The organism is Allorhizobium ampelinum S4, from assembly GCF_000016285.1.
GTDB lineage: Bacteria > Pseudomonadota > Alphaproteobacteria > Rhizobiales > Rhizobiaceae > Allorhizobium > Allorhizobium ampelinum.
The window spans coordinates 935,001-947,332 of sequence record NC_011988.1 but is presented as its reverse complement, the minus strand read 5'-3'; the positions used below and the strand labels follow the sequence as shown (position 1 = coordinate 947,332).

At 55.7% G+C, this 12,332-nt stretch carries 7 protein-coding genes, 1 tRNA gene and 2 rRNA genes (1 of these 10 only partly in view); 6 read left to right on the top strand and 4 right to left on the bottom strand.

Annotated features, from left to right (window positions below; all coding sequences use genetic code 11):
* Window position 1 precedes the first annotated feature (1 nt).
* The 6 genes from exoK (at window position 2) to AVI_RS21275 (ending at window position 8,195) form a co-directional block, all read left to right on the top strand.
* Window positions 2-808, top strand: coding sequence for an endo-1,3-1,4-beta-glycanase ExoK (gene exoK / locus AVI_RS21300; RefSeq protein ID WP_012654204.1), 807 nt, complete (start codon window positions 2-4; stop codon window positions 806-808).
* 229 nt (window positions 809-1,037) lie between these two features.
* Window positions 1,038-2,282, top strand: coding sequence for a glycosyltransferase family protein (locus tag AVI_RS21295; RefSeq protein ID WP_012654203.1), 1,245 nt, complete (start codon window positions 1,038-1,040; stop codon window positions 2,280-2,282).
* Complete coding sequence (locus AVI_RS21290; RefSeq protein ID WP_012654202.1) at window positions 2,272-3,297, top strand: glycosyltransferase family 2 protein; 1,026 nt, start codon at window positions 2,272-2,274, stop codon at window positions 3,295-3,297. Before AVI_RS21295 ends, AVI_RS21290 begins: the two co-directional genes overlap by 11 nt.
* A complete protein-coding gene (locus AVI_RS21285) occupies window positions 3,294-4,226 on the top strand; it encodes a glycosyltransferase family 2 protein (RefSeq protein ID WP_012654201.1) in 933 nt (310 codons plus the stop codon). Before AVI_RS21290 ends, AVI_RS21285 begins: the two co-directional genes overlap by 4 nt.
* Window positions 4,223-5,218, top strand: a complete 996-nt coding sequence (locus AVI_RS21280) for a glycosyltransferase family 2 protein (RefSeq protein WP_012654200.1) — start codon at window positions 4,223-4,225, stop codon at window positions 5,216-5,218. Before AVI_RS21285 ends, AVI_RS21280 begins: the two co-directional genes overlap by 4 nt.
* Before the next feature lie 640 nt (window positions 5,219-5,858).
* Window positions 5,859-8,195, top strand: a complete 2,337-nt coding sequence (locus AVI_RS21275; RefSeq protein ID WP_012654199.1) for a polysaccharide biosynthesis tyrosine autokinase — start codon at window positions 5,859-5,861, stop codon at window positions 8,193-8,195.
* Between the two features lie 106 nt (window positions 8,196-8,301).
* Here the strand turns inward: AVI_RS21275 and AVI_RS21270 are convergent, their stop codons facing one another.
* The 4 genes from AVI_RS21270 to AVI_RS21255 all read right to left on the bottom strand — a co-directional run.
* Entirely contained in the window at window positions 8,302-9,810 is a 1,509-nt protein-coding gene (locus AVI_RS21270; RefSeq protein WP_012654198.1) for a pyruvate kinase, read from the bottom strand.
* Window positions 9,811-10,086: 276 nt separating this feature from the next.
* Window positions 10,087-10,163, bottom strand: a tRNA-Met gene (locus AVI_RS21265).
* A gap of 119 nt (window positions 10,164-10,282) precedes the next feature.
* Window positions 10,283-10,397: ribosomal RNA gene (rrf, locus tag AVI_RS21260) — 5S ribosomal RNA — on the bottom strand.
* A gap of 232 nt (window positions 10,398-10,629) precedes the next feature.
* Window positions 10,630-12,332: ribosomal RNA gene (locus AVI_RS21255) — 23S ribosomal RNA — on the bottom strand (it continues 1,244 nt past the right edge of the window).

Genomic DNA, 12,332 nt, shown 5'->3' with positions numbered 1-12,332 from the left:
CATGAACCACCCCTCGCTTTTCCGAGGTCTGTTTTCTCGCCTACTCTGCGCCTCTGCTTTCGGTGCGACGGTTTTGATGACCCTGTCCACGGCACATGCCCAGCAACCAGTGGAAGGACAATCCTTTGTCGATACATTTGACAAACTGGATTTAAAACGCTGGTATATTTCCGACGGCTGGAATAACGGACCGCATCAGAACTGCACGTGGACCAAGAAGAACGTGAAAATCAAGGATGGCCATCTGGAATTGACATTTGACGACAAGCCCCTGGGCGAGCGTCAGTATTCCTGCGCCGAAATCCAGACCAAACAGCGCTTCAGCTATGGCACCTATGAGGCGCGCCTGAAAACCGCCGATGCGTCCGGGCTGAATTCGGCTTTTTTCACCTTTATCGGCCCGCGCGACAAAACTCCCCATGACGAGATCGACTTCGAGATCCTTGGCAAGAACCTCAACGAGGTTCAGGTCAACCAGTATATCTCGGCCAAGGGTGGCAATGAAAAAATGGCTGCCGTCGATAACGGCGCCAACAAGGGCTTCAACGATTATGCCTTTGTCTGGGAAAAGGACAGGCTGCGCTACTATGTCAACGGCAAGCTGGTTCAGGACGTGACCGATCCGGCCAAGTTGCCCAGCCACAGCCAGAAGATCTTCTTCAGTCTTTGGGGTACGGATACATTGAAGGACTGGATGGGGTCGTTTTCCTATTCCGGACCGCAGACCATGACCGTAGAGCGACTGGCATTCACGGCGCTGGGCGATAAGTGCCAGTTCCCGGAATCGGTAGCCTGCACGCTGAATTGAGACCAAACAATGTGAGAGCGGCCTTACGTTGAGAGGGACGCCACATTGCCAGACTACTGCATCATGGCTTGATCCGGGTAAGGTTCAAGAAAAGCATGCCGCACAACTGAAACACGACAGGGGGCGAGGTAAGCCATGGGTGGCTTACCTTTCCATGAAGACGCAATTTAGCGCGGGAAACCGGATCCTCACTGGCGAGGGTTTCCCCGCAATTGCACAAAGGGGGCCAATGACCATACGTGTGCTATACCTTGCGCATGACCTTGCCGATCCTGCCATTCGCCGCAGGGTGATGATGTTGCGTGCCGGTGGCGCGGACGTGATGCTGGCTGGCTTTCGCCGCGATGAAAACAAATTGGCCGCAGTGGAAGGTGTTCAGCCGATTGAGCTTGGAATAACCGCCGATGGCCGCTTTGCTCACCGCGCAGCAACGGTGTTGAAAGCCAGCTTGTCAGCCGCCGCAAAACTTGGCCATCTGCCCCGCCCGGACGTGATCATTGCCCGTAATCTCGAAATGCTGGCCATAGGCCGTCGCGCTCGCCATATTTTCGGTGCAGCCGTGCCGATGGTCTATGAATGTCTCGACATTCATCGGCTGATGCTGCGCAATGATCCGCTCGGCAAATCGCTGCGCGGTCTGGAAGCGCGGCTCGGTCGCCAGGCAAGCCTGTTGATCACCAGCTCTCCGGCCTTTGTCGAACAGTATTTTCAGCCGCTTTCGGGTCTCGATCTGCCGACCATGCTGCTCGAAAACCAGGTGCTCGACTTGTCCGGGCAAGACGCACCGCTGGCGCTGACACCGCGGGTTCCGGCTCCCGGCCAGCCTTGGCGCATTGGTTGGTTCGGCGCCCTACGCTGTTCGAAATCCCTTAAACTGCTCGGTGAATTCACCCGGTCGATGCAGGGTTCGGCAGTTGTTGAGATGCGTGGACGTCCAGCTCATATCGAGTTTGAGAATTTCGATGCTCAGGTCGCACGTGAACCGCATGTCAATTTTCATGGACCCTACAAAAATCCCGAGGACCTGGCAGGCATCTACCAGCAGGTTCAATTTGTCTGGGCCATCGATTTCTACGAGGAAGGCCAGAATTCAAGCTGGCTTTTGCCGAACCGGCTCTATGAAGGATGTCGCTATGGCACCGTTCCCATTGCCCTGAAGGGAACTGAGACAGCACGCTACCTGGCCCGCAAGGGTATTGGCTTTGAATTGCCTGATGCAAGTGTCTCGTCCCTCGTTTCACTGTTTGAAAACATGAATGCCGAGCGCTACCAGTCCGCCTTCGATGCGGTTGCCGCTCAGGATCCTCACAGCTTCACGCTCACCAGAGCCGATTGCGAGACATTGGTGCGACGACTTGCGGCACTTCCTGCAGATCCCGTGGCCTCCCGTTCTCTGCATTCAAACGCCCTGAAGGCGCCGATCCTTTCAACCAAGCCAACCCTTTCGAACAAGGTAGACGTTCATGATGGCTGACAAGCTGAAATCCGTAAGATGCCTGATCGTCATCCCCTGCCTCAACGAAGAAAAGCACATCGCGGGCGTTATCGCCAATCTGGCCAAGGCGCTTGAAGATCTGAACGCTGAAATCGTCGTGGCCGATGGCGGTAGCCGCGATCAGACCCAGGCGATCGTCTCGCGCATTTCCGCTGAGAATTCCAAGGTCAGGCTGATCGACAATCCCAAGAAGATCCAGAGCGCCGCCGTCAACTTGACCGTTGCGCAATTCGGCGGCGATTACGATTATATCATTCGCATCGATGCCCATGGCACCTATCCAGACGATTATTGCCAGACACTGGTGACAGAGGCCCTGGAAACCGGGGCCGATTCCGTCGTGGTCGGCATGTTGACGGTTGGCTTCGGAACGTTCCAGAAGGCAACGGCGCTCGCACAGAATTCCAAGCTCGGCAACGGTGGCTCCAAGCATCGCACTGGCGCCCAAAGTCACTGGACGGATCATGGCCATCACGCCCTGATCCGCATTGCCGCCTATAAAGCGATTGGCGGCTATGACGAATCGTTCCGCCATAACGAAGATGCGGAATTCGACTACCGACTGAATAAATCCGGCTTTCGTGTCTGGATGACCGCCAATACCAGCATGGTCTATTATCCACGCTCTAGCCCCTTGCCGCTCTACCGGCAATATTTTGGCTATGGCCGCGGTCGCGCCCAGAATTTCCTGAAACATCGCTCCCGTCCAAGCCTGCGTCAGCTCATTCCGCTGGCCGTGGCACCGGTTGCCGTTTTCGCATTGCTGTGCGTGTTCAGCTGGCTCGCACTCATCCCTCTTCTCGTCTGGGCGCTGGCCTGCCTTGGCTACGGCGTCTGGCTCGCCATCGGCGAGCGCCAACCACTTGGGCCGCTGGCCGCCCTCTCGGCAATGATCATGCATTTTGCCTGGTCAGCCGGTTTCTGGCGGGAAATACTGGATTTTCGCAATCGTAAAACCTATCCGCTGCCGCCCAGCCAAGAGGTTGCGTCATGAATGCCGCCCATCCCATCCGCATCGATATCGGCATCTGCACGTTCCGCCGGCCGGAGCTTGAGACAGCTCTGTTGTCGCTCGCCATGATCGACGTTCCCACCGGTGTGTCACTGCGCATCATCGTTGCCGACAATGACCAGACGCCCAGCGCCGCATCCTTGGTCGATAGCCTGCGCCCGCGTCTTCCCTGCGGGCTGATTTACGTCCATTGCCCGGCTGGCAATATATCCATCGCCCGCAATGCCTGCCTGGATGCCAGCGATGCCGATTACCTCGCCTTTATCGACGATGACGAAACCGCAACGGAAAGCTGGCTGACCGAACTTCTGGGGGTCGCCCGCCAAACCGGTGCCGATGCCGTTCTTGGTCCTGTCAGGGCGAGCTACAGTGACAACGCACCGGAATGGATGCGCAAAGGTGACTTTCACTCGACATTCCCGGTCTTCGTCGGCGGTGAAATCCGTACCGGCTATACCTGCAACGTGCTTCTCGATCTGCGTTCACCACGCCTTGCAGAGCGCCGCTTCAACTTGGCGCTGGGCAAAACCGGCGGCGAGGATACCGAGTATTTCACCTATATATACCGCAATGGCGGCAGGATCGCCTATGCTGAGAACGCCCTTCTCCATGAGCCCGTGACCCCATCGCGCAGCCGGTTCGACTGGTTGGCCAAGCGCCGCTACCGCATGGGCCAGACCCATGGCCGGCTGGTGGCTGAAGGCAAGGGAACCCTGACGAAACTCAAGGCAATCCTGATGGCTGGAGCAAAGGCCGTTTTCTGCTTTCTCGCCGCACTGGTTTTCGTCTTCATGCCGATCCATCGTCATCGCTATGTCCTGCGCGGCATCCTGCATCTCGGCGCCGTCTCCGGCATTCTCGGTTTTCGTGAAATCCACCAATACGGATCGCTGGAGACTGCCAAGCCATGATCGCCTGGACCCCCGACGTCACGGTGGTGATTGCCGCCTATAATACCGGTGAAACCATCGAGCGCGCCATTGAAAGCGCGCTGTCGCAGGTTAATGTCACAGTCGAAGTTGTTGTTGTCGACGATTGCTCATCCGACGATACCCGTGAACGGGTCGCAGCCCTCACCGATCCCCGCGTTCGCTTGATCGCATTGGAGCGTAATAAGGGCCCGGGCGGTGCCAGGAATGCGGCAATAGATGCCGCCCGTGGTCGCTGGGTCGCCGTACTGGATTCAGACGATACATTCAAACCGATGCGGCTGTTTCGAATGATCGAGCGCGCCGAGGACGAAAAGGCCCAGGTCGTCGTCGATAATCTCGACGTGATCGACATGAATGGCACCTGCCGGACGATGTTTCTGGAAGACGCGCTGGCGCATATCGGCCAAATCGACCTGGCGCGGTTTATCGGCTCCAACATCCTGTTCCGATCCGAGCATAATTTCGGCTATATGAAGCCTGTGTTCCTGCGCAGTTTCCTGAATGACAAAGGCCTGCGTTTCGACGAGAGCCTCAGGATCGGCGAGGATTATCTGCTGCTGGCTTCGGCCTTGGCCGAGAATGCCATCTGTACGATAGAGCCGACTGCGGGTTACCTCTATTATATCAGGGAGGGATCGATCTCGCGGGTGCTTCGTCTCCATCATGTCGATGCAATGATGGCCGCCGATGCCGGTTTCATCTCACGCTATCCGCTGAAAGGAGCAGCCCTTGCGGCCCAGACGGCTCGAACCCGCAGCCTGAAGGAAGCACGCGCTTTCATAAATCTGATCGATAGTCTCAAGGCACGATCGGTGTCGGGTGTTTTCAAGACCGCCCTTGCCAATCCCTTGGCGCTGCGCCATCTGAAAATGCCAATCTCCGTTCGTCTCCGGCGACTGATAAAGAGCCTGCAGAAAGACCGGACATCAACAGCCGCTACCTCTTCTGCCGATCCGCCAATCAAGGGCTAACCCGCTGCTTTAAAGAGAAGTGACATGGATCTTTGCACGCCAAGACCAAAATTAATGACGCCCTTGTCCCAACCCGGAGCGATCTTGACCTGCGCTGTTTACTCTTTTTTAAAGGAATCGGTTCCGTCGCATGAATGCCGTATTCAGGCGGACCAAGACGTCCTATAGTGCAAAGTCCTTAAGTCCGAAATCGATTTAAGGCGACAACGATGCTTGAATATAAAATGCCTGAGCCTGGTTTGTTCGTCATGAATGACATGAGGCACCGGAATATCAACATTGTTCTACAATTTGCTTGATCAGGGTCGGATCATTCCGATCCTAACGAAGCTGGGAAACGGGCATCTGTCGAGATCAAGGGTTTGGAGTGCTGTATGAGTGTGAGTTTTTCCAATGTGCATGAGCAGTCGCGGCGGTCCAGCTGTCCGTTGACAGACCATGCCCTGACGAAGAGTTCCCGCCCGGACAGCATTGGCGGGAGACGAACCCTAAATGAATCCCGGCAGGTCAGCGGAGGTGTTTTCCTGACAGCCATCCATGCCTCAACCACGTTTGAAGCCGGTTTCCGGCTCAGGCCTGGTGCCGCCGAGACATCCTTGGACCAAACTATGTTCCGCAACGAATTATGAAGAGCCGCCCCATGAACGAGAGAAGTTATCCCTATAAAGCCGTTCTGCAACGGGAGCAGCCTGAAGCCGATTCCTTTATCGATCTTGATAGACTGCTGACCATTGCCGTGCGCAGGGCCAGGATCGTCGGTCTGTCGATCGCCCTCTTCGTGATGCTCGGCGTCACCTATCTGCTCTTCACGACACCCTATTATACGTCGATGACGCAGATCCTGCTGGATGATAGCCTGTCGCGCTACACGCAAGACGACAAGGCAGCACCCGGTGACCGTTCCCAGGCCGATACCGAACTGGCCAGCGCCGTGGAAATCCTTAAATCCAACAGCATGGCCCTGCGGGTTGTCGATGAGGCCAAGCTCAGCGATAACGAGCTGGTCACCAATCCTCCTGCCTCGCCAGTCTCCTTCGTCAAGGACATGTTGCGATCCGTAAAGAGACTGGTCAGCCCCGGACCGAAATTAACCGATGCGGAAATTGCAGCAGGCAAGCGCGGCAAGGCCGCTGCCATGCTACAGCAGAACATCACCGTGGAGCGGGTGATGCGCAGTGCGGTCATTGCCGTATCCTACCGCTCTCCTGACCCTCTGCTGTCGGCGAAAGTCACCAAAGCCTACGCAGATGCCTTCCTCACTGATCAGTTGAATGCCAATTTCGACGCCAGTGAGCGGGCGACACTGTGGCTGCAAGGTCGCTTGGACGACCTGGCAAAGCGTGCCCAACTAGCCTCGTTGGACGTTGAGAAATACAAGGCAGAAAACGGCCTGACCCAAACGGGCGGCGAACTGATGTCCGAACAACAGTTGACCGACCTCAACAAGCAGTTGATCGTTGCCCAGGCCGATGCGGCAAGCGCGCAGGCCCGCTACGAGCAATATAAAAGCATCGTCACGCAAGGCCCGCAAAATGCGGTCAAGAATGCCATCGTTTCCGGACAGGCTGGCGCCAATCAGGTGCTCCAGGATCTGCGAAGCCGGTATTTGTCGATCGAAAAGCGTGAACAGGATATCGTTGCCAATTTTGGCCCGACCCATCCCCAGGCCAAAGCGCTGAAGGCTGAAAAAGACAATGTCGGCGGCCAGATTTTCCAGGAACTGCAACAACTGACGTCAAGCTATGGCAATGAATTCGACGTTGCCAGATCGCGTGAGCAATCACTGCGCGGGAGCCTGGAGAAGTTGACCGGCACCAATTCCGACGCCAATCGATCGCTTGTGCATCTGAGAGAGCTTGAGCAGAAATCGTCAGCGCTCAAGACCCTCTACGAAGCCTTCCTGAATCGCTACGAAGTGGCCAGCCAAAGCCAATCACTGCCGGCTGCCAAAGCACGGGTTATCTCGGAGGCTGGCATACCCGCCTCACCATCCAGCCCGAAAAAGACAATGGTGATCGCCCTTTCCATGGTTCTCGGCCTGATGGCCGGTGCCGGGCTAGCCTTTCTTCAGGAAATGCAGGAGCGGTATTTCCGGCTGGAAAGCGACGTACGCACCACACTTGGCCAAAAATCTCTGGGTTATCTGCCGCGTCTCGGTCCCAAGTTGAAAAAGCCGATCAATCCCAAACTTGCCCGTTGGCGTCAAAAAGCGCCTAAGGGAGCGACAGTCGTTCCTGGCGCGGAAAATGTATCGCTCGACAGAATGATGCGAACCGTGATCGAAGCGCCCCGATCCGCCTTCACAGAAACCCTGCGCAATACCAAGCTGGCCACCGATATTATTCTACAGGGCAAGACAAGCCGCGTTATCGGTGTCCTGTCGGCACTTCCTGGCGAAGGTAAGTCTACGGTTGCAGCAAATTTCGCCGTTCTGCTTGCCTCCAGCGGCAAGCGGACATTGCTGATCGACGCCGACTTACGCAATCCGAGCCTCAGCCGGCTTCTGCAGCCCGCCCCGAAAACCGGCCTCGTGCAGGCCGTGCTTGGTGAGGTCTCCTGGCAGGATTGCATCAAGGTCGACCAGGAAACGAAACTTGCCGTCCTACCCATCGTTCCCGGCGCGGCAGCCCGATCTCTGGCTCATACCAACGAGCTCATCGCATCGCCTGGAATGAATGCCTTGCTCGAAAATGTCCGCCAATCGTTCGATTACATCATCGTTGATCTTGCGCCGCTTGGCCCAGTCGTCGATGCCAAGGCCTTCGCCCCCTTGGCAGATGGTTTCGTCTTCGTTGTCGAATGGGGTAAGACGCCTAAGAAGCTGGTGTCCGATCTACTCGAAGCAGAACCCCATATCAGCAATAAGGTCCTCGGCGTTCTCTTGAACAAGACAGACATGCAGACGCTGACTCGCTATAGCGACTTCGGCGGCTCAGAGAAATTCCGCAAGCAATACAATAAATACTACGTGGAATGATTGCTGTAACGGCGACCCGCAATTCGTAAATTGGAATACACTTGCCCCTCTTCGCTATTGCTGGGAGGGGCAAGTCCCCAAGATGATGGCTACGAGCAATTGCCCGCTACCATGATTTCAGGGCGCGAAGCGTTGGGGTCTTCTTGAACACATGTCCGTCCATACGGGCAAGGAGACTATCGAGAAGGCTCACTGCCTCACCCACCGCAGGCCCCTTGTTCAACATCACACACTCGGCGCGGGCGGCCATGGCGGCATCGGTCATCTCTCCCCGGGACGGCAGACCGGTTTTGACAAGATCCTCGAGAACCTGGGTCGCCCAGATGGTGGGTACAGCGGCTGCCTCGCAGAGCCACAGCAACTCCTCCTGCATTTCCGCTACCCGCTCAAAGCCGATTTCAGCCGCCAGATCACCCCTGGCGATCATCACAGCAAACGGGCGATTACGGCATCGAGCTCGCACGATCAATTCCGGCAGGTTGGTCACAGCTTGCGGCTGCTCGATCTTGGCAATCAAGCCAAGCGGCTGCAAACGGGCCGGAAATTTTGCCAGTGCATCCTCCAAAAGGTCGATATCATCAGCATGGCTGACAAAGGAATAGCCCAGCATATCCGCGTGTGTCATAACTGTTGCCAAATCGGAATAGTCTTTCGTCGTTAGCGGCGAAAGACCAAGCGCTGTATCGGGCAGGTTTAAACCCTTTTCGGGTTTGAGTTTCACACCTCCGGTTTTGGTGTGGGTTACACGAATGACCGCTTCGTTTGGCCCCGTTTCTTCAACGACACCTTCAAGCTTACCGTCGTCATATCGAACCCGATGGCCCACGGCGACACGGGTGACGATTTCCGCAACCGATACGGTCGCCGCAAACTCAACCTCCTGCGTTGGCCGCGGCTTTCCTTGCGCAACCAATCTGAGGCGGTCCCCGACCTGAAGTTTGCGCTTTTCTCCCGCGACGGTCTCCGTGCGAATTTTTGGTCCGGCGATATCCATCAACACGGTCAGCTTATGGCCAATGATCTCTGACGCCGCGCGGACGTGGCCGGAGATCATTGTCCATGCCTTCTCGTCATCATGCGCACAATTGATCCGGGCAATGTCCATCCCGCGTTTGGCGAGATCAAGTACAAAATCCGGCTGATCAGCAGCCTCGCTTGGCATGGTCACCATGATCCGCCCGCGGCGAGAGGAGCGGGCCGGTCCAAACAATTCCTCTGTTGCCACTCGCAACGATCGCTCTCCGGCAAAGAATTTACTCTCTGACAGTTCCTCCAGGTGTGACGCAACACCTTGTAGACCCGATAGCGCTGCGGAGACCGCATCCAAGGTTGGAAGCACGCGGCTTTCCAGCCGGCCCAAAGACGACAATCCTCTCCACATCAGCTCGCGCTGCAAAACACGAAGGTCACGGTGGCGCAGTGAAAGATAATGACAGAGGTTCTCAATCGCTGGCCTATGTTGCGCGGGAACCACCGCCGAGCCGCACAGACCTTGCAACAAATCTTGCGCATGAGCAGCAATGTCAGCGCGAAGGTCATTTATCTGGCGATGCAAAGCCTCCAGTGCGATTGAATTCTCACTCGAAACAAAATTAGACTGTGCCATGGCCATCATCCTTAATTATGTCCAGAAGACATAAGCCTTCTAGACACAGATGACTGATGGTCGCTTATATCGCTTTGCGCTACGTCAACCGTCTAGAAAGTTTCACAAAGCAATTTCGAAAATCGGTATCATCTCAACCGTGAGTACTTGCGGAGTAAGCCGCGGGTTCGAAACTGTGCGCACCCTTCCTTGTAACATATAAACAGCGCTGAAAGCCCGGAGGATCTCATTCCCCAAACGCAAAAATCCCGCAGCGTTTAAGGCTGCGGGATTGATGTAAGTTATTGGTTGCGGGGGCAGGATTTGAACCTGCGGCCTTCAGGTTATGAGCCTGACGAGCTACCGGGCTGCTCCACCCCGCGTTATATATTTTTATTCGTTAACGGAATAAGGGTCGCTTGAGCGACCCTTTATGTTTTCGGCGGGGCCGATGTTTATGAGAGAAGATGATTGATTTGAGTATGAACATTGCGCTTAGCAGACCTGGCAGCGACCTACTCTCCCGCGTCTTAAGACGAAGTACCATTGGCGCAGGGGCGTTTCACGGCCGTGTTCGGAATGGGAACGGGTGCGGCCGCCCCGCCATGACCACCAGGTCAGCTAAGGGCAATGTTGATGAGAAGCTGGCGGGCATTGCCCGTTTTCTTATTGTGTGAACACGTCATTCCGCGACGTTTTGCTTGGCACTTTCGGACGAAGTCCGCAAGCGCAAGGCGCGTCGCCGATCGTTCGGCGCCCTCGCGGAGCATAGGCTCGTATACGAGCCGCTCATGCGTGAGCGCTAAACAGATGGCTCATCGACGAAGTCGATGAGCATGGTCAATGAGAACGATTAAGCCAATCGAGCTATTAGTAACGGTAAGCTTCGCAGGTTACCCTGCTTCCACACCCGTCCTATCAACGTGGTCGTCTTCCACGGCTCTGATAGGGAATACTCGTTTTCAGGTTGGTTTCCCGCTTAGATGCCTTCAGCGGTTATCCATTCCATATATAGCTACCCTGCTATGCCGTTGGCACGACAACAGGTCCACCAGAGATATGTCCATCCCGGTCCTCTCGTACTAGGGACAGATCCTGTCAATATTCCTACACCCACGGCAGATAGGGACCGAACTGTCTCACGACGTTCTGAACCCAGCTCACGTACCGCTTTAATTGGCGAACAGCCAAACCCTTGGGACCTGCTCCAGCCCCAGGATGCGATGAGCCGACATCGAGGTGCCAAACAACCCCGTCGATATGGACTCTTGGGGGTCATCAGCCTGTTATCCCCGGCGTACCTTTTATCCGTTGAGCGATGGCCCTTCCACGCGGGACCACCGGATCACTATGACCGACTTTCGTCTCTGCTCGACTTGTCAGTCTCGCAGTCAGGCGGGCTTATGCCATTGCACTCGACGACCGATTTCCGACCGGTCTGAGCCCACCATCGCGCGCCTCCGTTACTCTTTCGGAGGCGACCGCCCCAGTCAAACTACCCACCATACACTGTCCCGGATCCGGATAACGGACCGCGGTTAGACATCCATGACGATAAGGGTGGTATTTCAAGGATGGCTCCACTCGAACTGGCGTCCAAGCTTCAAAGCCTACCACCTATCCTACACATGCCGACACGAATGCCAGTGTAAAGCTATAGTAAAGGTGCACGGGGTCTTTCCGTCTGACCGCAGGAACCCCGCATCTTCACGGGGAATTCAATTTCACTGAGTCTATGTTGGAGACAGCGGGGAAGTCGTTACGCCATTCGTGCAGGTCGGAACTTACCCGACAAGGAATTTCGCTACCTTAGGACCGTTATAGTTACGGCCGCCGTTTACTGGGGCTTCAATTCAAAGCTTGCACCTCTCCTTTTAACCTTCCAGCACCGGGCAGGCGTCAGACCCTATACGTCGTCTTGCGACTTCGCAGAGCCCTGTGTTTTTGATAAACAGTCGCTACCCCCTGGTCTGTGCCACCCCTCTCCACTTGCGTAAAAAGGGGTCACGCTTCTTCCGAAGTTACGCGTGCAATTTGCCGAGTTCCTTCAACATAGTTCTCTCAAGCGCCTTGGTATACTCTACCTGACCACCTGTGTCGGTTTCGGGTACGGTCTATACGGTGGAGCTATTTCCTGGAACCACTCCACTGCACAATCAATCCAGTAAGACTGTACAATTTGTGTGATCCGTCACTACCACCAGGCCCACGAATATTAACGTGGTTCCCATCGACTACGCATTTCTGCCTCGCCTTAGGGGCCGGCTAACCCTGCTCAGATTAACTTTAAGCAGGAACCCTTGGTCTTTCGGCGAGGGGGTCTCTCACCCCCTTTATCGTTACTCATGTCAACATTCGCACTTCCGATACCTCCAGGATGTCTCACGACTGTCCCTTCACAGGCTTACGGAACGCTCCGCTACCACGTACACTTACGTGCACATCCTCAGCTTCGGTGCATGGCTTTAGCCCCGTTACATTTTCGGCGCAAAGACCCTTATTTAGACCAGTGAGCTGTTACGCTTTCTTTAAATGATGGCTGCTTCTAAGCC

Excerpts from the sequence above, each read along its gene's own strand:
- AVI_RS21270 (WP_012654198.1), bottom strand. The coding sequence starts at position 9,810 with ATGATGGCCATGGCACAGTCTAATTTTGTTTCGAGTGAGAATTCAATC.
- AVI_RS21275 (WP_012654199.1), top strand. The coding sequence starts at position 5,859 with ATGAACGAGAGAAGTTATCCCTATAAAGCCGTTCTGCAACGGGAGCAG.
- AVI_RS21280 (WP_012654200.1), top strand. The coding sequence starts at position 4,223 with ATGATCGCCTGGACCCCCGACGTCACGGTGGTGATTGCCGCCTATAAT.
- AVI_RS21295 (WP_012654203.1), top strand. The coding sequence starts at position 1,038 with ATGACCATACGTGTGCTATACCTTGCGCATGACCTTGCCGATCCTGCC.
- AVI_RS21290 (WP_012654202.1), top strand. The coding sequence starts at position 2,272 with ATGATGGCTGACAAGCTGAAATCCGTAAGATGCCTGATCGTCATCCCC.
- AVI_RS21285 (WP_012654201.1), top strand. The coding sequence starts at position 3,294 with ATGAATGCCGCCCATCCCATCCGCATCGATATCGGCATCTGCACGTTC.
- exoK (WP_012654204.1), top strand. The coding sequence starts at position 2 with ATGAACCACCCCTCGCTTTTCCGAGGTCTGTTTTCTCGCCTACTCTGC.